Consider the following 24,495-nt stretch of genomic DNA (forward strand, 5'->3'; position numbering starts at 1 on the left):
ACAATACTCCTAACTTTTCTTTGTACGTTTAATTACGAATCGTACTTGACTTGATTTAAAGTAGTTTAATGAATATAAAATTGGTTCATCTTGTGCGTTATAATGAATTTGCTTAAATAATAATAGACTCTCTTCAGGTGTACATTGCAAAGCATTTGAAATATAAGGTTCATAGGCAATCGATTCAATTTCACTCTCTGCATATTCAACTATTAATTGTTTTGAGCGCCCCATAATCTCAAGCAAAGAATGCGAGAGTATTTCCTGACTACCTTCCAAAAAGGCAACATTTATTTTATCTAAACAGTAGACTATTGGCTCTTCATTTGCAGTTCTTATTCGTTCAATAACAGTAATTTCACGCCCATCTTCAATTTTTAAAATGCGTTTATCATCGATTGAAGGTTGTTCAATATCATGACTAATCATAAGTGTACCTGCTGTGTGTCCCGCTAATTCAATCATACTTGTTATACTTTTTAATTCATCAATTGGATATAAAAATAATGGTTTTGATTTAATGTAGTAACCTTCTTGAAAATGTTCTGAAATAATTTGTTCAGTAACAAGTTCATGAAATGCTAATTCAATATCATCTCGTGACTTATTTAATGTTCTAGAAATTTCATATTGAGAGGGCAGCGGCTGATGTTTAACAAATGCACCGGAATCAATTTGTTCCAAAATCCAATCTTTAATATATACTACTTCTCTATTTACTGACATGCCTCTCACCTCATTCTAATTCTTCATTATAATCTACTAGTACTTGACGTGGCTTACTGCCTGTTGTCGGACCAATTACACCGTTTGCTTCTAGTTCATCGATTAACCTTGCAGCTCTATTATAACCGATTCTAAATTGACGTTGTAGTAAGCTTGCAGAAGCTTTTTGTTTTTCTACTACGAATAGATAGGCATCCATATACAACTCATCTTCAGATTCACCTTGTGTAGTTGGCTCTTCTGATGGTTCAAGCGATTTGATGTAGTTAGCAGATTGTTGCTGGCAAACAAAATGGACAACATCTTCAACTTCTTTATCTGAAAGGAACGCTCCTTGAATACGCTTCGGTTTCGATTCGCCGTATGGTAAATACAACATATCACCTTTACCGAGTAACTTTTCAGCCCCTTGCATATCTAAAATGGTTCTTGAGTCAACTGCAGAACTCACACTAAAAGCAATACGTGATGGGATATTTGCTTTTATTAATCCTGTAATTACGTCTACTGATGGGCGTTGAGTCGCAATAATTAAATGAATTCCTGCGGCACGTGCCATTTGTGCAAGACGCATAATCGCAGCTTCAACATCTTTACTAGCAACCATCATTAAATCAGCTAATTCATCGACAATAACAACAATATACGGTAACTCAGCATTTTTTTCACCAAGCTCATCGTTTTGACACTTTAAATAATTGTTATATCCTTTAATATTACGAGTACCCGTATGACTAAACAAATCATAACGACGTTCCATCTCACCTACAATTTTTTGCAACGCTTGTGCAGCTTTTTGTGGATTCGTAACAACTGGCGTCAATAAGTGTGGTACACCGTTATATACATTTAATTCTACCATTTTAGGGTCGATCATCATGAGTTTTACTTCATGTGGCTTTGCATGCATTAAAATGCTTGTAATTATTCCATTAATACAAACAGATTTACCACTACCTGTTGCCCCAGCAACAAGTAAATGAGGCATTTTATCAAGTTCTGCTGTTATTGCTTCGCCACTAATATCTCTACCAAGTACAACTTTTAATTTATTCTCTTCTACTGGAGATGCTTCAATTACTTCACGTAATGTAACCATTGAAATCGAACTGTTAGGTACTTCTATACCCACTGCAGATTTCCCTGGAATTGGTGCTTCAATACGTATATCTTTCGCAGCTAAAGCAAGTGCAATATCATTATGTAAATTAACAATGCGACTCACTTTTACTCCCATTGCCGGTTGTATTTCATATTGTGTTACTGCCGGACCGATACGAATTTGAGAAACTTTCGCATTCACACCGAAATTTTTAAGCGTCGATTCTAAAAGTTGACCTCGCTTTTTCACAGCTTGCATATTTGATTTAGCTTTAGCTGCAGCAGGTGATAACAATGTAATTGGAGGAAGTTCGTAATGTAAATTTTCAAATTCACTCGTTTCACTGTGTTCTGCGGGAGCATCAATTTCTGTTGTGTTGGTTTGTTTAGATTCTGTTGGTTTTTGATATTCTCTTTTCGGTTGTTTCTCTTTTTCTGATACATCTATCTCTTCTTTATTTGTAACATCATTTTCAATGACATGATTACCATCATAAATTGGAATTTCATCTTCTGGATAGTGCTCAATTTCAGGCTCAACAGATGTGATTTCTGGTAAATTCGATACATCTCTAACTGTTTGATTCATTTTTCTTTCATTTCGTTGTTGTAGTTGTGTTTTAGCTTGTTGTGTTAGTGTTTTCGTTTTATTCACTTGATATAATAAAAACTTTTGCGCTGTATTACGGATTGATTGACCTAATATAAGAACGACACTTAGTACTATCATAATAATAGATAATAAAAGTGCACCAAAAACACTTAATAATGTAGAAAATATTGAATCAAATAAAAATCCAATCATTCCACCACCGAAGAAATGAATACCTGATTTTGATTGTAATTCAAAAATTTTATCGAATACTGGTGGAACAGGTTTTCCTTGTATAAAGTGTTGAATGATTTGCATAAATGAAGGTGTACTTATAAGTAATAATAACCAACCATTAACACGACGATTCATAGGAATCCACTTGTTGTTCACCGCATAATACAGTGTAATTAAACCAATTAGTATATAAGCATAAAAACGAGCCGATCCAAAAATATAAGTCATAAAACTATCTATTCCCACACCTAAAAGACCAAATTGAAATACTCCTAGTAATAAAAATGCGATTATCGTAATAGATATAATAAAACGATAGGGTTCATTATTTTTATTTCTTGTTGCTTTTTTCTTTCGAGGAGCTTTTTTCTTAACTGCCATAAAATTCACCTGCTTTATATAAACAAATAAACAAGCTAAAGATAGCTTGTTTATTTGTTTATTTTGTTTAGATTTCTGAAATAACTGGTATAATCATCGGACGACGTTTAGTATTTTCGTATAGAAATTTACCTAGTTTGTCGCGCATTTCTTGTTTAATTTCAGACCATTCAATTCTATTTCGCATTAACCCACTTTCAACGATTTCACGCACTTTTTCTTCCGCTTCGCGCATTAATTCTTCACTTTCACGTACATATACAAAACCACGTGATTGAATTTGTGGACCCGCTACAATACGGCGGTTTTTAGGGTCTAGTGTAACAACTGCTATGAAAATACCGTCTTCACTTAATAAGCGTCTATCACGTAACACGATATTACCCACGTCACCGACACCGATACCATCAATTAAAACGTTTCCTGCAGGTACTTTTTCATTCGCTAACATACGTTCACCATCAAAGTTAATCACATCCCCTTTTTCAAGTAAGAAGATATGTTCAGGTAAAACACCAGCTTCAGCTGCTAGTTTCGCATGCGCAATTTGCATTTTAAATTCACCTTGGACTGGAACGAAGTAAGTTGGTTTCATTAAGTTCAACATTAATTTTAATTCTTCCATACATCCATGTCCTGAAGCATGAATCTTTTTATTTGTAGGAACGACATGTGCACCTGCTTTCACTAAGTGGTTAATCGTAGAGCCTAATATTACTTCCATACTTGATGATGGTGTTGTAGTAATAAACACTGTATCACCTTCATCAATATTTAAAATGTTGTGTTTTTGTAATGCCATTTGCGCTAATGCTTCTATAGGTTCTCCTTGAGAACCCGTAGAAATGATAATTAATTCGTTCTTCGGATATTTTTCAACATCCTTTATTGGAATTAACAATTGTTCTTTAATATCAAAATAGCCTAACTTACGTGCAATATTAAATGAAGATTCTAAAGATTTTCCTAAAAATGAAACTTTGCGATTTAAACGCGCAGCAGCATTTAAAACTTGTTGAATTCTAATAAAGTTAGATGCATAGCATGAAACAATAATACGCCCTTGTGCTTTTGCAAACTCATCTACTATATGGCTTTCAATTACATTTTCAGGTGTATTATATCCTGGCTTTTCTGCTTCAGTAGAATCACTGATAAGCATCAAAACGCCTTTATTACCGATTTGACCCATTTTGGTGATATCAGGCGCATATGCACCTGTCATACTTTGATCAAACTTAAATTCTCCTGTATAAACAACTGCACCTTGAGATGTATGAATAACAATCCCTAATGCATCTGGAATGCTGTGTGTCGTACTAAAGAATGAAACGTTAACATTTTTAAAGCGCATGATAGAGTTATTGTTAACGGTATAGTATTTAATTTTCTTTGTGACTTTCGCTTCACGCATTTGATCTTTTACAAGCGCAATCGTTAAACGTGAACCATATATTGGTGCATCTACACGATCAATTATGTAACGTAATGCTCCAATTGCATCTTGATGACCATGACTTAAGAAAATGCCCTTTAATTTATCTTTGTTTTCTAGAACATAATTAATATCAGGAATAACAACATCTATTCCTAACATTTCGTCTTCAGGAAACATTAAACCTGCATCTAACATAAACATTTCATCATCCACTTCAACGATGTACATGTTTTTAGCTATCTCTCCGACCCCACCTAAAGGTGTCATTCTTATATGATGATTTTCTTTTTTATCTTTGTTCAAAATATTTCCTCCTAAATTCATTCACCCGTTCAATTCATACTCTTTCATTATAAGCTATTTACAGATTAATTAACAATAAAAAAAGCGAGCAGAATGTTCTACTCGCCAAAACTTATTTTTGTAGTTCCATTTTGAAATCTCCGCCCGCTACTGTGTAGTGCGTTAATTTTAAATCTTTTGAATGATAACGGTCTGTTTCACCTTTAAATAATACGATTTCTACTGGTTCATTTTTAGCTTCAATTTGTTTGAATAATAAACCAACATCACCATTAGATGTCGAAATTTTTAATAATTCCTCATCAACTGAAAAACGACCATCTGTAACAAATTCATGATTATTTACTTGAATTTTATCAAATACCATTTGCTTTCATCTCCTTGTATACGTTTACATTTCTATTATACAGTGAAATTTTAAACTTGCCAATCATTGCGGTAATAATTGATACGTTGCAGTGGTATTTTTAAATATTTTTAAAACCTCATTTACCGCATCAAGCTCAACCTCATTGATTTGATTTTCAATAGATGCTATATCTATAATCTTATCGTACAGCAACATACTCTTACCCATATGCTCTAAAATTGATCCGTCATAATCTAAATTCATATGTAAATTTGTAATTAAATATTGTTTTGTTTTATCGAGTAGTGCTTGGTCAATTCCATTTACTAATGATTGATGTATTTCACGAATAATCGACAGACATTTTTCAACATTATCACCATCCGTTGCAAAGTATGTATACAATACGCCACCTGACTTATAACTATCAACTGAGGAATAAAGACTATAACATAGTCCCTCTTCTTCACGTAATTTTCTGAAAAGCAAACTTGTCATTGAACCTCCATATAAGTTATTAATAATTTCATATATGGGTTGCTTCTCATCTAAGTAACTCACACCATCATGTGCTAATATAACATGTGCTTGCTCTAATCCAACTTTATAATGCGTCATGTTACAAGGCGTCATCCTAAATTGATGTGTTGAAATAAATTTGCTTTGTCCAGTAACATCATTAAATGCATCATAAATACTCAGTACATCGTTTCCAACATATGAAAGAATCATATTATCAGGTTGATAAAATTGTTGATAAAATTGTTGTAGGTCTTGTTTAGTAATAGACTTAACCGAGTCTTCAGTTCCAAGTATTGTTGTTTGATAAGCTGTTTGATTAAATAAAGTTGCTTCGAAGCGTTCAAATGCATTTTCCTCATCATCATCTTCAATCATCTTAATCTCTTCAAGTATAACAAGACGTTCTTTTTCTAGTTCATCTGCATCAAATGTAGCGGCAAAAAGCATTTCTTTTAGTAATTCAATTGCTTTTTGTTCGAATCGTTTCAATGTTTTCACAGAATAACAAGTATATGTTTTAGTAGTATAAGCATTTACTTCTCCTCCAATTGCATCAATCGCTTCTGACAATGCTTTAAAAGGATAGTTAGCTGTACCTTTAAACACCATGTGCTCTATAAAATGCGCAATACCATTGGGAAAATTCACTTCATCTGCAGTTCCTACTTTGACATACATCGCAATATGAACAATTTGCATCGGTGTTGTATGATGTACTACAGTCATTTTATTTTTTAATATCTTATGCTCCAAATATAACCCTCTATTTCTAAAAATATGAGACTATCGCATAAAGCGGTAGTCTCACCATTTTTATTTTTCTTCTGTTTTACTCTCTTCTTCTAATAATACTTTACGTGATGCATTCACACGGCCTTGTCTATCAATCTCAGTAACTTTTACTAAGAATTGATCGCCCATTTTAATCACATCTTCAACTTTGTTAACACGTTCCTTCGATAATTGTGAAATATGCACTAACGCATCTTTTCCTGGGAATATTTCAACGAAAGCACCGAATTTTTCAATTCTTTTTACTGTTGACATGTATATTTCGCCGACTTTTGCTTCACGGACGATATTTTCGATTAATTTTTGTGCTTCAGCAATCATCGCTTCATCACTAGAACCGATAAATACTGTTCCATCTTGCTCGATATCTAATTTAACACCTGTAGCATCGATAATTTCATTAATCTTCTTACCACCAGGTCCGATAACATCTCTAATTTTATCAGGATTAATATGGATGATTTTAATTTTGGGTGCATATGGGCTAAGTGACGATCTTGGTTCACTAATTGTTGCCATCATGTGTTCCATAATATGCAAACGACCAATACGCGCTTGTTCTAAAGCTTCACGTAAAATATCTTCTGATAATCCGTCAATCTTTATATCCATTTGAATCGCTGTAATTCCATCAGCAGTACCTGCTACTTTAAAGTCCATATCTCCTAAAGCATCTTCCATCCCTTGGATATCAGATAATATTGTGTAATGTTCATCTTTTTTTACTAATCCCATTGCTATTCCTGCTACGGGAGCTTTAATTGGTACACCGGCATCCAATAAAGCAAGTGTAGAACCACAAATTGATGCTTGAGAACTTGATCCATTAGATTCTAATACTTCAGACACAACTCGAATTGTGTACGGAAATTCTTTCTCATCAGGTATTACTTGTAATAGTGCACGTTCACCTAATGCACCATGACCGATTTCACGACGACCTGGTCCACGAACGGGTCCTGTTTCACCGACAGAGAAGTTCGGAAAGTTATAGTGATGCATGTATCGCTTCTCATCTTCTACACCTAAACCATCAATAATTTGATGTTCACCTAATGCACCTAAAGTTGCAATAGATAATGCTTGTGTTTGTCCACGTGTAAACAAACCTGATCCGTGTGCACGTGGTAATAAACCAACTTCTGAAGATAACGGTCGAATTTCATCAGGACGACGACCATCAGGACGTACTTTATCTTCTGTGATTTGACGACGAACTTCAGCTTTTACTAATGCGTCGAATGTTTTATTTACAACTGCAATAACTTCTTCACCTTGCTCTTGGAAGTTTTCAACGATTTGTACTTTGATTGCTGTAATTTTCTCTTCACGCTCTTGTTTTTCTTGTGTTTGAATCGCTGCTGCTAAGTTTAATGCTTCAGCTTGTGATGTAACAGCATCTTCAACTTCAGTGTTTGCTGCAGCAGGTATAAATTCTTTTTTAACCGGATTTAGTTCAGTAATAATTTCTTTTTGGAATTCAACTAACTTTTTAATTTCGTTATGACCAAACATAATTGCTTCTAACATTTTTTCTTCAGTAACTTCTTTAGCTCCTGCTTCAACCATGTTGACTGCATCAATGTTACCTGCAACTTGTAAATCTAAAACTGAAGCTGCACGTTGTTCAACATTAGGGTTAATAATGAATTCATCGTTAATTAAACCTACATTTACACCCGCAATTGGACCTTCAAAAGGAATATCTGAAACAGAAAGTGCCATAGATGAACCTATCATTGCAGCCATTTCTGGTGAGTTGTTTGGATCTACACTCATAACGATAGATATCACTTGAATATCATTTCTATAACCTTTCGGAAATAACGGGCGAATCGGTCTATCAATTAAACGAGAAGTTAATGTGGCATCTTCACCAGGTCGACCTTCACGTTTATTAAAGCCACCAGGAATTTTACCTGCAGCATATAATTTTTCTTCATAATTTACCATTAACGGGAAGAAGTCCACATCTCTTGGTTCTTTACTTGCAGTTGCTGTCGATAATACGACAGTGTCCCCGTAACGAACGAGTACTGCCCCGTTTGCTTGTTTAGCAAGTTGACCTGTTTCGATTGTTAGTGGACGGCCAGCCCATTCTGTAGTAAACACTTTTTTCTCTTGAGACATTTATATCTTCCTCTCTTAACGTATATCCTTAATAATACCACGTCAGTGGTCCTATTGTCACAAATTGCATAAAAAAAGAGCACAAATTAATTTGTGCTCTTAGTGTTAAAATTAACGACGTAAACCTAATGATTTAATTAATTCACGGTAACGTTGAACATCGTTATCACGTAAGTAAGTTAATAAGTTTTTACGACGGCCTACCATTTTTAATAATCCACGACGTGAATGGTGATCTTTTTTATGAGTACGTAAATGCTCGTTTAAAGCATTGATTTCAGCAGTTAAAACTGCAATTTGTACTTCTGGAGATCCAGTGTCAGTGTCATGTACACGGTATTCTGCGATGATTTCATTTTTACGTTCTTGAGTAATAGCCATTATTAATAGCCTCCTATAATTTTAATTTACACCATAACCCGAGTATGAGTCGGAGTGTCTCAATACCAAGGAAAGGTACTTGATTATTATATCATGTTTCTTTAAAGTTGCAAGTTATAATGTCGCCAAAATATCGATTGCTGTTTGTTTATCATGATTAATTTGATTTATTAGCGCATCAATACCATCAAATTTTTGTTCGGGACGAATAAAGTCATGCCAATCTACTTCAACTCGCTCACCATAAATCGATTCATTGAAGTCAAAAATATTCACTTCAATAGAAACTTGTGATTTGTCTGGATCATGGAATGTTGGTTTTACACCTATATTACAAACACCTTGATATGTTTTGCCTGTTGATTCACGTTTTAAAGTGACCGCATAAACACCAAGTCTAGGTAGCACGAAATCTTCATTCGGCATGACATTAGCTGTTGGGAAGCCAATTGTTCGACCACGTTTCTCACCTTGAACAACAAGCCCTGTTATTTTATAGGCTCGTCCAAGTTGAGCATTCGCGTGTTTAACTGCTCCCATTTTTAAATCTTCACGTATTTGAGTTGTTGAAATTTTTTCATTGTTTAATGCTTGTTTAGGTACTGCAGTGACTTCGAAACCTTTTTTGTCTGTCTCAAGTTTTAGCATATTGCCTTTTCCAAATTTACCATACGAAAAATCAAATCCAGCGATAACATGTTTTACTTTGTTATGTGTGAAATAGTCTTGTATAAATTTTTGTTCTTCCATTTTGGCAAATGTTGAAGTAAATGGAACAACAAATAAATAATCAATACCCAAATGTTCTAATATATTTTTCTTTTCTTGTAATGGTGTAAGATAATCAGTACGTTTTTTTTCAGGATTTAGTACGACTGACGGATGTGGGTCAAACGTCATGACCGCTTTTTTTAATTCTTTTTCGTTAGCGATTTTGATCATTTCGTTAATAACTGCTTGATGTCCTAAATGTAATCCATCAAAAAAGCCAACAGCAAGTGCTAATTCCGGATGATTATAATGTGCTTCTATCGGTTGGTTCATTTCTATCGTTATCATAAGTTTACCTCTGAAATTGTTTTTCTTAAGTGTATCATTTTTTGATAGGTTTGTTATACGTGTTGCTCAATCAGTAAAAACTTTACGTGCTTTAACTACGTTTAGATGGTCTGGATGTGGCATGTAAATCGCTAGTGCTTTATTGTGATGTGTCATTACTGTTTCTTCTGTAATTACTGGTGTAATATCTTTTAATTTTTGTCCCCACATGATACGTTGTGCAGTATCCGCATCTACTTCGTGGTGTGGTAAGTGTGTGAGCCCTTTTTCAAGTGGATGAAGAATTGATTGAATTGATTCGTGTGGCATCGCTTTTAGGTCTTCTAAAGTATAGCTTTGTTCGAGTGTGAATCCACCACTTTCAGTACGCGTAAGTTTAGACATATGACCAATCGTATGTAATTGTTCAGCGATTTGAGTCGCTAGCGTTCGAATATATGTTCCTTTACCACAATTAACGATAATTTCGAAAGTAACCTGGTTGTCATGGTATGTTGGTTGTGAAGTCCGTGTGATATTGTATATTCGAACTTTGCGCGACGGTCTATCAATCACTTTACCCTCACGCGCATATTCATAAAGTTTACGACCATTCACTTTAACAGCACTAAACATTGGTGGTGTCTGCTCAATTTCACCTGTGAGTTTAATTAATGCTGTGTCGATTTGTATATTTGTAAATTGATTCTCTTCTATTATATTAGTAGCAATGACATCACCCGTTTGATCTTCAGTTGTGGTTTGAGTGCCCAGTGTGATTTCAGCGATATACGTTTTTCCTGAATCCATCATATAGTCACTTACTCTGGTTGCACGACCAATACAAATTGGCAATACACCATTCACCTCCGGATCAAGCGTCCCAGTGTGTCCTACTTTTTTTGTTTGTAATATTTTGCGCAGCTTAAAAACCACATCATGACTCGTCATACCGCGTGGTTTATTGATAGCTAAAATTCCGTCCATTAATAAGCACCCTTTCAGTAAACTCTTGATTAATTAAGGTTATATTTTTTCACTATATCATATTAACTCAAAACCAGCTATTTCATGAGCATATAAAGGGGATATTTAATCAATTTATTATGATTTGTATTTTATTAACAAAGTTATCCTTAGTTTTTAACTAGCGTTCATTGTTTAATTGGAGTCTGATTTTCTGTTCAGAGCGACTTGAAATTAAACATTTGTGATTCGCTATTTACATCACGTTTGTTTGCTAATGCCTCGTACTCCTGTTTATCATTTAATTCTGATGTACTTTATACACCGTGCATTTGTTTTCATTTACTAAAAATACGTAAAAATCTTAGAAGGTAGCCACATCATTACATCAAATATAAGTTTAATACTTTTCCATATCACATAGAAGAACACCTTAATTTTATCAATTACACTATAATTTTTCTTTACCAAAATAAACACCTCTTACTATTAGTTTATTAATATTTATTAAAACAAGATCCCACTTACTAATAAATATATCATATTGAAAATAAAAATCTTCATGTACAAATAGACCAATGAACTTATATATATATTTGTAATCCCCTAATTATTATATCGGAAGAAAAATCACTATATATGTAATTTAAATGACAATTTTCCAAAAATATTAAAATCAATAAATAAATCTGATAAAATTGTTACATTGAGAATTAATATAACCGTTAAGAGGTGTCGCAATGATTACTTGCAAAGAATTAGAAGAGTTTTTATATATGATAATAAAAAAAGATTTATATAGTGAAGTCAAAATTGTAGATTTAAAAGAATTTAAAAATTTATTGTTTCTTAACAAGTATGGATTAGTTAACTTCAAATATGCATATGTAAAGGATGGATTTAAAATTTATGATTTCACAGTGGAAAGTAAAGGGACAACGTTTGTTCAAGAATACACTCTATATTAACATTTCAAATTCCGATTCTAAGACACTACAACTTTTTTTTATATATTGTAGTTTGTTGTTAGTTGTGTTAATCGCAAAATAAATGCCACACATATAATATGCATGGCTTTAAAATAAAAAAATAAAATTAGTTTTCATGAAAAAGTGTGATTTGTCTAATTAATGTCCTTTATTTAAATCTGCTAACATTCGCTCGATTTTGTTACCGTAATCGATAGACTCATCATATTGAAATTTTAATTCTGGAACGATACGTAAGTCCATGCGTTGAGCAATCTCATTCTTAATGAAACCTTTAGATTTTTCTAATCCTTCTAAAGATTTTTTACGGTCTTTTTCTTCACCTAATACAGTAACGTATACAGTAGCTAAAGATAAGTCACCAGTTACTTCAACTTCAGTAACAGTTACAAACCCAACATTAGGATTTTTGATTTTTTGGTTGATGATCTCACTAATTTCTTTCTTCATCTGTTGACCAACGCGTTCGCTTCTTAAACTCATATATGTTTCACCTCATTTAATGTCTATAGAATAGTGTTAATTATACGTGGGTGCGGGGTGGATGTCAATTGAAGGGGTGTATAAGGGGTAATGAGTGTTGATCTTACGATATATATTGTATACCACAACCTTATACCTATATTGAGCCTGATTCACTTCCAAGGTTGCGATATTAACCGTATATTACAACCTCATACCTATTTTGAACCACATTCGCTTCCGAGGTTGCGATATTAACCGTATATCACAACCTTATACCTATATTGAGCCTGATTCACTTCCGAGGTTGCGATATTAACCGTATATCACAACCTCATACCTATTCTGAACCACATTCACTTCCGAGGTTGCGATATCAACTAAATATCACAACCTCTTATCTTTACTTTTATATTTACGTCCTTTATTTTCACCAATTTTATAACAATATTCATTTAAAACCTTTCTTATTCTTGTAGTACTAATATCTACCCATTCACATACTTCTGTAGCGGTCACACTATCACGTTTCAGCATCTCAATTTTTTCAAATGCTTCACATATCGCTTCTGTTTTGCTCATCTTATGTCCACAACTACAAACAATTTGTCTCTTCGCGCTTCGCTCCACCTTCAAAAATCTATGACATTCCGGACATTTCAACCCTCGTGTCATTTTGTCATATGGATAATAATCCTTCTGTTCATTTTTAGATTTTTCAATATGATGCTTAATAATCAGCTCGGCTATTGCAATATCTTCATCAGTAATTTCAAAACTGCACATATATTTAGCAAGATTTTCAATAGCAATCATATTATGAAACTTTATCCCCTCAACATTATTTATCACTTTAAAATTTTCATTTACAAATACAACTTCATTTACAATTTTAAAGTGGATGTTATGTTCAAAGCAAAATGCTTCGAACTTATCTCGTTCGTTGCTCGACTGGGAAAATACATCTCGACTAACAAAACCACTTTCACTTTTCAAATTACCATCTTTATATGTATAATTCCCGTAATAATTCTTAATTTCTAACACAAATATTATTCCATTAACAATCACAAAGAAATCATATTGAATCTCTCCACTAATATCTAATCGAACATCCCATATACAAACGCCCTGCTTAAATTGATTCAAATAATCATAAACTTTCTTTTCACCTTCATAACCAATTTTTAAATTATAATATTTTCTTCTATCTGTCTCAGTCATGTGCGTGCGCCCATGAACCTCTTCTAAATATACAAGTTGCGGTGGTTTCGCTGCTATTTTTATAAACAAATTATCACCTCAAAATGAATATAAAACATCTTAAAATACAGTGCAACCTACCGAAAATGTATAAAATAGATTCATTTTATTCATCAATATGCACTTACAAATCCATAATTCAAAAACTGCAAAATATCGTAGCCATTTTTAAAATTCTACAAAGTTATATACAAAAATTGTGTATAACAATAATTTTATTTTCTCAAATAAAAAAGCACTCACACAAATTATGTGAGTGCTAGAAATGTATTATTTACGCTTAATCTCTTCCATCACGAATGCTTCGAAGATGTCGCCTTCTTTAACATCGTTAAAGTTTTCGATTGTGATACCACATTCGTAACCTTGAGCCACTTCACGCACATCGTCTTTGAAACGTTTTAATGCGTCAACTTGACCTTCGTATACGACAATTCCATCACGAATGATACGGACTTGTGAATCACGTGTAATCTTACCATCAGTTACGTATGAACCTGCAACTGTACCGACTTTAGAGATATTGATTGTTTGACGTACTTCTGCTTGTCCAATCACTTTCTCTTCGAATTCAGGATCTAACATTCCGATCATTGCTTGTTCGATTTCCTCAATAACTTTATAGATGATACGGTGTAAACGCATATCAACACCTTCTGCTTCTGCTGCACGTTTCGCGTTTACATCAGGTCGCACATTGAATCCGATAATGATACCGTTAGATGCAGATGCTAATGTAACGTCTGACTCATTAATAGCACCTACTGCTGTATGAATAATTCGAACATTAACGCCTTCAACATCAATTTTCATTAATGATGCTGCTAAAGCTTCAACTGAACCTTGTACATCACCTTTAATAATTACATTTAAATCTTTCATTTCACCTTGTTTAATTTGTTCAAATAAATTATCTAGTGAAACTTTTTGACTTTCTTGACGTTGAGCTAATATATTTTGTTGTTGACGTGCTTCACCAATACGACGAGCGCGTTTTTCATCTTTAAATACAACAAAGCGATCTCCTGCTAAAGGTACATCTTGTAAACCAGTGATTTCAACCGGTGTCGATGGTCCTGCAGTTTTGATACGTTTACCTAAATCATTCACCATTGCACGTACACGTCCAAAGGTGTTACCTACTACAATTGAATCACCAATTTCAAGTGTTCCATCTTGTACTAATAAAGATGCTGCTGGTCCACGTGATTTATCTAATTCAGCTTCTATAACTGTTCCAATTGCTGTACGTTTAGGGTTTGCTTTTAATTCAGCAACTTCCGAAACAAGTAAGATCATTTCTAATAACTCATCGATTCCATCACCTTTAATTGCAGATAACTGAACGAAGATTGTGTCCCCACCCCAATCTTCAGGGTATAATCCGTGCTCACCTAATTCTTGCATAACACGATCAGGATTTGCTGTCGGTTTATCGATTTTGTTTACTGCTACAATAATAGGAACTTCTGCTGCTTTCGCATGATTTATCGCTTCTACTGTTTGAGGCATAACACCATCATCAGCTGCGACCACTAATATTGTAATATCAGTAACTTGAGCACCACGTGCACGCATTGTTGTAAACGCCGCATGTCCTGGTGTATCTAAGAAAGTAATCTTTTTACCTTCATTAACGATTTGATATGCACCTATATGTTGAGTGATACCTCCAGCTTCTCCAGCTGTTACACGTGTATTACGGATTGAATCTAATAAGGTTGTTTTACCGTGGTCTACGTGACCCATAATTGTAACAACTGAAGGACGCTCGATGATGTCTTCTGGATCAGCATCAACATCTTCAAAGTAAGTTTCTAAATCCGTTACATCTACAACAACTTCTAATTCTGCTTCCACATCATACTCTGAACAGATTAATTCAATTGCATCTTGATTTAATGGTTGATTTATGTTCGCCATAATACCCACCATAAATAAATTTTTAACGATTTCAGATGCATCTTTGTTTAATTTTTCAGCTAATTCTCCAACTGTAATACCCTCTTCATACGTAATTTTAGAAGGCGTTTCTTTCACAACTGGTGCTTGTACAATTGGTTCTGGTTTCGGTTTTCCTTTACCCTTACCTTTTTTATTACGGTTCGGTCCACCAGTACCTGGCTTATTATTACTGCCTGGGCGATGATTATTATTATGACGTGGTTTTTGCGCCGGTTTTGCAGCAGGCTTATCAGCTGCTTTTGTTTCAGTCTTTGCTTGTTCTTTTTTCGCTTCAGGCTTTGCTGCAGGTTTTGTTTCTGCTTTAGGTTCAGTCTTCACTTGATCTTTTTTATATATTTTATCTAACGCACTAATTTCTTTATCTTCAATAACTTGCATATGACTTGTTACTTCGATATTCATTTTTTTCAGTTCATCAATGATATCTTTACTTTTTAATTTTACTTCTTTTGCATATTCGTATATTCTCTTTTTACTCATAGGTTCTCTCCTCATTAATGTCACGAATGAGGGCTTGGATAGACTTAGCAAATCCAGCATCTAGTATACCAATAGTAACGCGTTCTGCTTTACCAATTGCATAGCCTAGCTCATAACGCGTTCCAAAGTGCACCAAAGGCACATTGAACGAATTACATTTATTCGTGACAGTTTTCGTTGTATTTGGTCCAGCGTCTGTCGCTAGAATGACTAACTTACATTTCTTACTTCTTACTTCATTGATAACGAGTTCTTCACCTGTTGCAAGTTTTCTTGCACGCATCGCAAGGCCTAACAAATTAAATAATTTATCTTGTTTATTCATCGTTTCGGTATCATTTCTCTATAAATTAAACGAATAATCTCATCATAAATTGGATTCATCGCATCACTATCACACTCGAAAAATTGCTCTAACTTTTTCTTCTTACGTGCTGATTCAACAATTTCCAAATCCATAGAGACGTATGCACCTCGACCATTTTGTTTGCCTGTTGAATCTACAAATACATCGTTTTCTTTAGTCTTAACGACACGAATCATTTCCTTCTTCGGCTTCATTTCATTACTTAAAATACATTTGCGCATAGGTATTTTTTTTTGTTTCATAATCGTCACCTATTCTACTGGATAAATGCCTGCTTCTTTTGCATCTGTCTCAGATTTAATATCAATTTTCCAGCCTGTTAATTTCGCAGCAAGCCTTGCGTTTTGTCCTTTTTTCCCAATTGCAAGTGATAATTGATAATCCGGTACAATTACTGTTGTTGATTGGTTTGATTCATCAACTAATACGTCAACGACTTGAGATGGACTTAATGCATTCTTTACGAATGTTTTTGTATCTGCACTCCATTCAACAATATCAATTTTCTCACCACATAATTCGTCAACGACCGCTTCAACACGAGCACCTTTTGTGCCAACACATGCTCCTACTGGATCAATATCTGGATTTTCAGAGTAAACACTAATTTTAGAACGGTCTCCTGCTTCACGGGCAACGGATTTCACTACAACGCTTCCGTCAAAAATTTCGGGAACTTCTTGTTCAAATAAACGCTTTAATAGGCCTGGATGACTACGAGAAACAAATATTTGTGGACCTTTTGTAGTTTGTTCAACTTTATTAACATATACTTTGATACGCTCAGTTGGACGATATTCTTCGTTCGGGCTACGTTCTGCTTCAGATAATACAGCTTCTGTTTTACCTAAAGTAACGTATACATATCGGTGATCTACTCGGTCAATAATACCTGTCATGATATCATCTTCTTTGTCGATAAACTCATTATATAAAATACCACGTTCAGCATCTCTTAATCGCTGCATTACTGCTTGCTTCGCTGCTTGTGCTGATACACGTCCAAAATCTTTTGGAGTTACGTCTTCTTCAAATATATCACCAATTTCATAAGCAGGGTTCGTTTCTAACGCCATCTCTAGACTAACTTCATCACGCGGATTCATGACTTCTTCAACAACATCCTTACGAGAATACACACGGTAAACTCCGTTATCCATATTTAACTCAACACGAACGTTGTTCGCAGAATTATAATTTTTTTTGTATGCTGTGATTAATGCTGCTTCAATTGTTTCTATTAATACTTCTCTAGGAATCGATTTTTCTTTTTCAAGATAATCAATAGCATTTAATAATTCATTATTCTTTTTCATGTTATCCTCCAAATTATAAAACGACTGCACGACGAATTTTTGCAATTTTTTTACGTTCAATTTCTATAACTTTTGTACGTGTTTTAATTTTTGCACTTATCGTAATAAACTCATCAGTTACATCGTCTAAAATACCAATCCACTCTTTATCACCCTCAATAGGTTCATAAAGTTTTACGTAAATGTTATTACCAATAGCATCTTGATAATCTTTATCTTTCTTTAAAGGACGTTCAGCACCAGGTGATGATACATCCATAAAATAAGCTTCTGTAATCGGATCTTCTTTATCCATCACTTCACTTATCTTTTCACTTGCCAATGCACAATCAGCAATATCAATTCCTCCAGGTTTATCAATTGCAATACGCAAATAATAGTCTGGTCCTTCTTTAACGTACTCCACATCTACTAACTCAAATCCTAGAGATTCAACAATAGGGGTTACGATTGTTTCAACACGTTCAGTAATCTTTGACATATGATCCTCCTCACAAAACTTAAGAAAAGAGCGGGATATCCCACTCTTTTCGCATGTAGAGTATTTTCTTTAACACTGTAATAATAACACAATTACGCATACAACTCAAATAATTATAAATCAAAAATTGAAAGCTGAGCTTTGTCTGGCATATCATTTAAACTTCCGAGTTCATCTAAATAATCGATTATCTTTTGTGAAACTCCCGCTTTTTTGTTCAATTCTTCTTTTGATAGGAAAGGCCCTTCTTCACGCGCTGCAACTATACGTTTCGCAACATTTTCACCTAAACCAGGTACCGAGATAAATGGTGGTATTAATGTATTATCTTCAATAATAAATTCGAATGCAGTACTTTTTTCTAAAGAAATCGGCTGTACTTTAAACCCTCGTTGTGCCATTTCATTTGTAATTTCGAGAACAGTTAATACATCTCTCTCTTTTTTTCCTAAATCATGATAACGCGCATAGTAATCTTTAACTGTTGCTTTAATCGTATGTTTATCTTTCACCATAGTCAGTAAATCAAAGTCAGAAGCTCTCACAGTAAAGTAACTTGCATAATAGAATAAAGGATAATGGACTTTGAAATATGCAATACGTACAGCCATTAATACATACGCTGCCGCATGGGCTTTTGGGAACATGTATTTTATCTTTTTACATGAATCTAAATACCAAGCTGGGACATTGTTTTCCATCATTGCTACTTCAAATTCTTCAGTCAAACCACGCCCTTTACGAACGGACTCCATAATTTTGAATGCTAGTGAGGGCTCAAGCCCTGCGTACATTAAATACACCATAATATCATCACGACAACCAATTACCCCAGATAAATCACAAGTTCCAGATTTAATTAAATCTTGTGCATTACCTAACCATACGTCTGTACCGTGAGATAATCCTGAAATTTGAACAAGTTCACTAAATGAGGAAGGTTTCGTATCTTCTAACATTTGTCTAACGAAACCTGTTCCAAATTCGGGCACACCTAAAGTTCCGGTTTTACATAGGATATCTTCTTCTGAAACCCCTAGTGATTCTGGACTTGAGAATATCTTCATTGTTTCTTTATCATCAACTGGAACCGTCTTTGGATCCATGCCCGATAAATCTTGTAACATACGAATCATCGTTGGATCATCGTGTCCAAGAATATCAAGTTTCAACAAATTATCATGGATAGAGTGAAAATCAAAATGCGTCGTCTTCCATGCTGAATCTTGTTGGTCTGCCGGAAATTGAATGGGCGTAAAATCATATATATCCATATTCTCAGGGACAACAATAATCCCTCCTGGATGCTGACCAGTCGTACGTTTAACGCCCGTACACGCTTTAACTAATCGATCGATTTCAGCACCACGTTTATGTATACCAGAGTCATTCAAATATCCTTTCACATAACCAAATGCTGTTTTTTCAGCTACTGTACCTATTGTTCCTGCTCGGAAAACTTTATCTTCACCAAATAGCACTTTTGTATAGTTATGTGCAATTGGTTGATATTCACCACTAAAGTTTAAATCGATATCAGGTACTTTATCACCTTTAAATCCTAGAAACGTTTCAAAAGGAATATCTTGTCCTTCCTTAATATAAGGTTCATCACATGTTGGACATTTCTTATCTGGTAAATCAAAACCACTAGCAACACTACCATCTTCAAAAAAGTGACTTGTTTTACATTTTGGACATATATAGTGTGGTGGTAATGGATTAACTTCAGTTATTTCAGTCATTGTAGCAACAAAACTTGAACCCACCGATCCTCGGCTCCCTACAAGATACCCATCATCAAGAGATTTTTTAACAAGCTTTTGTGAAATTAAATAAATTACCGCAAATCCATTTCCGATAATACTATCTAATTCTTTTTCTAGACGTGCAACCACAATTTCTGGTAATTCTTCTCCATAAATACTTCGTGCTCTGTTATAACTCATTTCTCGAATTTCTTCGTTAGCACCTTCAATCGTCGGCGTATACAATTCATCTCGAATCGGAATTACTGTGTCAATTGTATCCGCTAATTGATTCGTATTGGTTACAACAATTTCAAACGCCTTTTCTGTACCTAGGAAATGAAAGGCATCTAACATTTCATCCGTAGTTCTAAAATGAGCATCTGGTAAAGTTTGACGATTTAAAGGGTTACCTGGATTAGAAGCGATTAAAATTTCACGTGCTGGCTTTTCATGTTCATGTAAATAGTGGGCATTACCAGTAGCAATAACCGGTATATCTAACTTTTCACCCACACGAATGATTCGGTCATAAATTTCTTCCATCGTTTCATTATCACGAATTAAATCACGTTCTAATAAATGCTGATATAATGCTTTCGGTTGTATTTCCAGAAAGTCATAAAACTTTGCAATACGTTCCACTTCTTCTTGATCCTTTTGCATAACCGCTGTAAATACTTCTCCGTTATCACAAGCACTTCCTACAAGTAAACCTTCTCGATTTTCTATCAGTAAAGACCTAGGTATACGCGGCGTACGATAGAAATAATGTACCATTGATTCACTAACAATCTTGAATAAGTTTTTTAGTCCTGTTTGATTTTGGACAATTAACGTCACATGCATTGGACGTGCACGTTTATATGCATCTTGATTGCTTAGCTTAGAATCAATCTCTTTATGATTGGTAACACCTAACTGCTCAAGTTGCTTTAACATTTTCATGAAAATATGCGCAGTTGTTTCTGCATCATATATCGCTCTATGATGTTGTGTCAGTTCAACTCCGTATTTCTTTGCTAGGAAGTTTAGTCCGTGTTTCCCCATTTCTGTATTGATAGTACGTGATAATTCTAGAGTATCTATAACTCCGTTAGTAGTCGCACCATATCCTAATCGTTCAAATCCTGTATCGATAAAACCCATATCAAAACTAGCATTATGGGCAATATATATCGCATCGCCTACAAAAGATCTAAAATCATTTAACACGTCTTCAATTGGTGGAGCATCGATTAACATATCGTCAGATATACCTGTTAAATTTTTTATAGTTTCATTTAAACGTTCTCCAGGGTTACTGAATCGCTCGAACTTATCAATTATTTCCCCGTCTTTCACTTTAACGGCAGCAAGTTCAATTATCTTATCGTACTGTGAACTTAAACCTGTGGTTTCAACGTCAAAAACGACATATGTTGCTGTTTTTAAATCTATGTCTTGTGGTTTATATGCAATTGCGACCCCATCATCGACTAACATACCTTCAATACCATAGATCATTTTAATGCCTGCTTTGCTTGCAGCGGCATGGGCATCCGGAAAACCTTGACAACCATTATGGTCTGTAATTGTAATTGCTTTATGTCCCCATTTTGCTGCTTGATCAACATATCGACTTATATGCGTAATACCATCCATTTGACTCATAGCGGTATGTAAATGAAATTCAACGCGTTTGTTCTCTGATTTATCTTGTTTTGCTGATTTATTAATTTTCTCAATATCACTCATCATCATAACTAAATCACGAATAAAAGTATCTTGCTCGATACGTCCTTGTGCACGCACCCAGTCACCTACTTTTAAAGACGATAAATGATCTAAATCATTTTTACCTTTTCGCGTAAACATTTTTAAAATAAGTGAATCAGTATAGTCAGTAATCTTTAATTGTACGATATGGCGACCACTTTTCAGTGCTTTAATTTCGATATCAAAAATGACACCTTCTAACGCAACTTTAAATTCTTCTTCTATAATCGAATCAATCGGTTTAATAGATTCAACTTGAATCTTTTTACCAATTGAACAATTTGCAATCTCTTCAGAAACACTTTCAGCTTTTTGTTTTTCACGTTCAACCATTTTTTCTCGTAATATCACACTTTGTTGAGCTTCTTCCTCTTGAATATGTGCTTCAAGTGAGGCAAGTTCACGTATTTGGTCATCATCGCTCGTCTCAAAAATGATTTGCTGCATATTAAAACCTGCCTGTTTAAAAGTAGCTAACAACCTACCATTGCAAGATTTTTCAAAGTGATTTTGTTCTATTTCATTCACTACTTGAAATTTTAATATGTTACCAGAAAAAGTATATTTTTTATTCTTAAGCTGACCTTTCAAACTTGGACTCATTGCTGTTTGGTCGATTGCATATGGGATATATTCTATTATACGTTCTGTTAAACGACTATCGTCCGTTACATTAATTTCAAATTGAACGTCTGCAATATGTGCGAAATGTTCTTTCATCTTACTACTTAACATATTGAATAATTGAAACGGTAAATGCTCTTGGAATACAAAGTACATATGCCATTTACGTTCTGCTTTAGATATATCAATGCGTGATAATTCAGCATTTTCAATGATGCTACTTTCAAATAAGTCAGTTATACCTAACTGCGTAAGTAGTACTTTAAATTTTTCGTTATGTGTTAATGTCATTTACAACCACCCTGTCAAAATGAAAAGCGTGAGACAAAAGTCCCACACTTATTAGTCTTTTTATTATATCAAATTAGTGTTCAAATGACGCATAGATTGCTTTAATTTTTTCGTCTAGTTCTGCAACAGGTACATCGAATGATTCACCTGTACGGCGATTCTTCACTTCTACGATTTCTTCTGCAGCTTGTTTACCAACCACAACACGAACAGGCACACCAATTAAATCAGCATCGTTGAACTTCACACCCGCGCGTTCTACACGGTCATCGTATAATACTTCATAGTCTTTCTTGTATGCATCATACAATTGATCAGCAAGTTCACGTTGAATATCTTGCTTCGCATTTGCTGTAATAATATGAATTTCAAATGGAGTTATTGAAGTCGGCCATATAATACCTTTATCATCGTGATGTTGCTCAATTACAGCAGATAATGTACGAGATACACCTATACCGTAACATCCCATAATCATTGGTTCAGCACGACCTTGATCGTTTAAGAATGTAGCATTCATTGATTCAGAGTATTTTGTTCCTAATTTAAATACTTGTCCAATCTCAATGCCTTCTGCAAACTTAATTGGTCCACTACCGTCAGCTGCCATTTCTCCCTCTAGAATAAATCTAAAGTCATCAAAAGCTTTCACCTTAAAGTCACGCTCTAAGTTAGCATTGATATAATGATATTCTGTTTCATTCGCGCCAACAGCTAAATTATTTAAATCTTGAACACTATTATCTGCATAAATTTCAATTTTATCTACGCCAACTGGCCCAAGAGAACCTGGTGTAGCACCTAAAATAGCTACAATTTCATCTTCAGTCGCCATTTCAACTGTTTCAGTACCAAAATAAGATTTAACTTTAACTTCATTTAGTTCATGATGACCACGTATTAAAAACATGACGTATTGCTCATCTACTTTAACAATCATAGATTTCACTATTTCGTCTAAACGCTTATTCAAAGTATCTGCTAGTTGTTGTGCAGTTTTAACTCCTGGAGTATGCACTTTTTCTAAAACTTTTATCTCCGTATGTTCTACATTCGCTACATACTTCACTTCAGCTTTTTCAATGTTTGCAGCGTAATCACTTTCATCTGTATAACAAATTGTATCTTCCCCGATTTCAGCTAGTGCCATAAATTCATGTGTGTGACTCCCACCAATAGCACCACTATCCGCAATTACCGGGCGGAAATTTAAATTTACACGCGAGAAAATTTTTGAATATGCATCATACATATTTTGATAAGTTTCATCTAAACTTTCTTCTGTCGCATGGAAACTATATGCATCTTTCATAATGAATTCACGACCACGCAATAAACCGAAACGTGGACGCTTCTCATCACGGAATTTATTTTGGATTTGGAATAAAGTCACAGGTAATTTCTTATATGACTTTAATTCGTCACGTACTAAAGAAGTGATAATTTCTTCATGTGTTGGTCCTAAAGCAAATTCACGACCATGACGGTCTGTCATACGCATCAACTCAGCACCATAATTTTGCCAACGACCTGACTCTGACCATAATTCTGAAGGCTGTAAAGCTGGCATTAAAATTTCAACACCATCAATGGCTTCCATCTCTTCACGTACAATCGCTTCAATTTTATTTAGCACACGTTTCGCAATCGGAAGGTAACTATAAACCCCACTTGCAACTTGTTTGATCATACCTGCTTTAAGTAACAATTGATGACTTTTAGAATCCGCATCATTTGGTACTTCTCTTAATGTTGGAATAAACATTTTACTCTGTTTCATAGCAACCTCCAAAAA

18 protein-coding genes and 2 pseudogenes are annotated in these 24,495 nt (G+C 34.4%); 1 reads left to right on the forward strand and 19 read right to left on the reverse strand.

Annotated features, from left to right (window positions below; translation table 11 throughout):
* Positions 1-9 precede the first annotated feature (9 nt).
* The 9 genes from ACMGE9_RS00485 to truB form a co-directional block, all read right to left on the reverse strand.
* Positions 10-726, reverse strand: a complete 717-nt coding sequence (locus ACMGE9_RS00485) for a GntR family transcriptional regulator (RefSeq protein ID WP_414043303.1) — start codon at positions 724-726, stop codon at positions 10-12.
* Positions 727-736: 10 nt separating this feature from the next.
* A complete protein-coding gene (locus ACMGE9_RS00490; RefSeq protein ID WP_414043304.1) occupies positions 737-3,037 on the reverse strand; it encodes a DNA translocase FtsK in 2,301 nt (766 codons plus the stop codon).
* A gap of 67 nt (positions 3,038-3,104) precedes the next feature.
* Positions 3,105-4,778 carry a ribonuclease J2 gene (gene rnjB / locus ACMGE9_RS00495; protein ID WP_414043305.1) on the reverse strand — a complete coding sequence of 558 codons (1,674 nt, stop codon included), beginning with the start codon at positions 4,776-4,778 and terminating at the stop codon, positions 3,105-3,107.
* Positions 4,779-4,890: 112 nt separating this feature from the next.
* On the reverse strand, positions 4,891-5,145 hold the full coding sequence (locus ACMGE9_RS00500) for a hypothetical protein (RefSeq protein WP_414043306.1): 255 nt from the start codon (positions 5,143-5,145) through the stop codon (positions 4,891-4,893).
* A gap of 63 nt (positions 5,146-5,208) precedes the next feature.
* On the reverse strand, positions 5,209-6,402 hold the full coding sequence (locus tag ACMGE9_RS00505) for a M16 family metallopeptidase (RefSeq protein WP_414043307.1): 1,194 nt from the start codon (positions 6,400-6,402) through the stop codon (positions 5,209-5,211).
* A 60-nt stretch (positions 6,403-6,462) separates the two neighbouring features.
* The gene (gene pnp / locus ACMGE9_RS00510; protein ID WP_414043308.1) at positions 6,463-8,571 is read right to left on the reverse strand and encodes a polyribonucleotide nucleotidyltransferase; all 2,109 of its coding nucleotides are present in this window, start codon (positions 8,569-8,571) and stop codon (positions 6,463-6,465) included.
* Positions 8,572-8,682: 111 nt separating this feature from the next.
* Entirely contained in the window at positions 8,683-8,952 is a 270-nt protein-coding gene (gene rpsO / locus ACMGE9_RS00515; RefSeq protein ID WP_414043309.1) for a 30S ribosomal protein S15, read from the reverse strand.
* A 114-nt stretch (positions 8,953-9,066) separates the two neighbouring features.
* Positions 9,067-10,011, reverse strand: a complete 945-nt coding sequence (locus ACMGE9_RS00520) for a bifunctional riboflavin kinase/FAD synthetase (RefSeq protein ID WP_414043310.1) — start codon at positions 10,009-10,011, stop codon at positions 9,067-9,069.
* A 66-nt stretch (positions 10,012-10,077) separates the two neighbouring features.
* Positions 10,078-10,977, reverse strand: a complete 900-nt coding sequence (truB, locus tag ACMGE9_RS00525) for a tRNA pseudouridine(55) synthase TruB (protein ID WP_414043311.1) — start codon at positions 10,975-10,977, stop codon at positions 10,078-10,080.
* A gap of 719 nt (positions 10,978-11,696) precedes the next feature.
* Between truB and ACMGE9_RS00530 the strand changes: the two genes are divergently transcribed.
* Positions 11,697-11,924 (forward strand): hypothetical protein, encoded by a 228-nt coding sequence (locus tag ACMGE9_RS00530; RefSeq protein ID WP_414043312.1) that lies wholly within the window; start codon positions 11,697-11,699, stop codon positions 11,922-11,924.
* Positions 11,925-12,083: 159 nt separating this feature from the next.
* Here ACMGE9_RS00530 and rbfA read toward each other — a convergent pair whose 3' ends face one another.
* The 10 genes and pseudogenes from rbfA to ACMGE9_RS00580 form a co-directional block, all read right to left on the reverse strand.
* Positions 12,084-12,428, reverse strand: coding sequence for a 30S ribosome-binding factor RbfA (rbfA, locus tag ACMGE9_RS00535; RefSeq protein WP_414043313.1), 345 nt, complete (start codon positions 12,426-12,428; stop codon positions 12,084-12,086).
* Positions 12,429-12,794: 366 nt separating this feature from the next.
* Positions 12,795-13,700, reverse strand: coding sequence for a nuclease-related domain-containing protein (locus ACMGE9_RS00540; RefSeq protein WP_414043314.1), 906 nt, complete (start codon positions 13,698-13,700; stop codon positions 12,795-12,797).
* 240 nt (positions 13,701-13,940) lie between these two features.
* Positions 13,941-15,707, reverse strand: a pseudogene (infB, locus tag ACMGE9_RS00545) (translation initiation factor IF-2); the annotation flags it as partial.
* A 233-nt stretch (positions 15,708-15,940) separates the two neighbouring features.
* Positions 15,941-16,115, reverse strand: a pseudogene (locus tag ACMGE9_RS00550) (translation initiation factor IF-2 N-terminal domain-containing protein); the annotation flags it as partial.
* Complete coding sequence (locus tag ACMGE9_RS00555) at positions 16,108-16,440, reverse strand: YlxQ family RNA-binding protein (RefSeq protein WP_414043315.1); 333 nt, start codon at positions 16,438-16,440, stop codon at positions 16,108-16,110. The gene ACMGE9_RS00555 and the pseudogene ACMGE9_RS00550, both read right to left, overlap by 8 nt.
* Complete coding sequence (gene rnpM, locus ACMGE9_RS00560; protein ID WP_414043316.1) at positions 16,437-16,724, reverse strand: RNase P modulator RnpM; 288 nt, start codon at positions 16,722-16,724, stop codon at positions 16,437-16,439. The genes ACMGE9_RS00555 and rnpM overlap by 4 nt, the downstream gene beginning before the upstream one ends.
* Before the next feature lie 9 nt (positions 16,725-16,733).
* Positions 16,734-17,798, reverse strand: a complete 1,065-nt coding sequence (nusA, locus tag ACMGE9_RS00565) for a transcription termination factor NusA (protein WP_414043317.1) — start codon at positions 17,796-17,798, stop codon at positions 16,734-16,736.
* A 13-nt stretch (positions 17,799-17,811) separates the two neighbouring features.
* Positions 17,812-18,279: a ribosome maturation factor RimP gene (gene rimP, locus ACMGE9_RS00570; protein WP_414043318.1), complete on the reverse strand. Its 468-nt coding sequence runs from the start codon at positions 18,277-18,279 to the stop codon at positions 17,812-17,814.
* 113 nt (positions 18,280-18,392) lie between these two features.
* Complete coding sequence (locus ACMGE9_RS00575) at positions 18,393-22,700, reverse strand: PolC-type DNA polymerase III (protein WP_414043319.1); 4,308 nt, start codon at positions 22,698-22,700, stop codon at positions 18,393-18,395.
* A 73-nt stretch (positions 22,701-22,773) separates the two neighbouring features.
* Positions 22,774-24,480: a proline--tRNA ligase gene (locus ACMGE9_RS00580; protein ID WP_414043320.1), complete on the reverse strand. Its 1,707-nt coding sequence runs from the start codon at positions 24,478-24,480 to the stop codon at positions 22,774-22,776.
* Between the last annotated feature and the right edge of the window lie 15 nt (positions 24,481-24,495).

This window comes from Macrococcus animalis, from assembly GCF_047425875.1.
Lineage (GTDB): Bacteria > Bacillota > Bacilli > Staphylococcales > Staphylococcaceae > Macrococcoides > Macrococcoides animalis.

Coding starts and splice junctions, on each gene's coding strand:
- rbfA (WP_414043313.1), bottom strand. CDS start 12,428: ATGAGTTTAAGAAGCGAACGCGTTGGTCAACAGATGAAGAAAGAAATT.
- ACMGE9_RS00580 (WP_414043320.1), bottom strand. CDS start 24,480: ATGAAACAGAGTAAAATGTTTATTCCAACATTAAGAGAAGTACCAAAT.
- pnp (WP_414043308.1), bottom strand. CDS start 8,571: ATGTCTCAAGAGAAAAAAGTGTTTACTACAGAATGGGCTGGCCGTCCA.
- nusA (WP_414043317.1), bottom strand. CDS start 17,798: ATGAAAAAGAATAATGAATTATTAAATGCTATTGATTATCTTGAAAAA.
- ACMGE9_RS00555 (WP_414043315.1), bottom strand. CDS start 16,440: ATGAATAAACAAGATAAATTATTTAATTTGTTAGGCCTTGCGATGCGT.
- ACMGE9_RS00490 (WP_414043304.1), bottom strand. CDS start 3,037: ATGGCAGTTAAGAAAAAAGCTCCTCGAAAGAAAAAAGCAACAAGAAAT.
- ACMGE9_RS00500 (WP_414043306.1), bottom strand. CDS start 5,145: ATGGTATTTGATAAAATTCAAGTAAATAATCATGAATTTGTTACAGAT.
- rimP (WP_414043318.1), bottom strand. CDS start 18,279: ATGTCAAAGATTACTGAACGTGTTGAAACAATCGTAACCCCTATTGTT.
- ACMGE9_RS00485 (WP_414043303.1), bottom strand. CDS start 726: ATGTCAGTAAATAGAGAAGTAGTATATATTAAAGATTGGATTTTGGAA.
- rpsO (WP_414043309.1), bottom strand. CDS start 8,952: ATGGCTATTACTCAAGAACGTAAAAATGAAATCATCGCAGAATACCGT.
- ACMGE9_RS00520 (WP_414043310.1), bottom strand. CDS start 10,011: ATGATAACGATAGAAATGAACCAACCGATAGAAGCACATTATAATCAT.
- ACMGE9_RS00575 (WP_414043319.1), bottom strand. CDS start 22,700: ATGACATTAACACATAACGAAAAATTTAAAGTACTACTTACGCAGTTA.
- truB (WP_414043311.1), bottom strand. CDS start 10,977: ATGGACGGAATTTTAGCTATCAATAAACCACGCGGTATGACGAGTCAT.
- ACMGE9_RS00530 (WP_414043312.1), top strand. CDS start 11,697: ATGATTACTTGCAAAGAATTAGAAGAGTTTTTATATATGATAATAAAA.
- rnpM (WP_414043316.1), bottom strand. CDS start 16,724: ATGAAACAAAAAAAAATACCTATGCGCAAATGTATTTTAAGTAATGAA.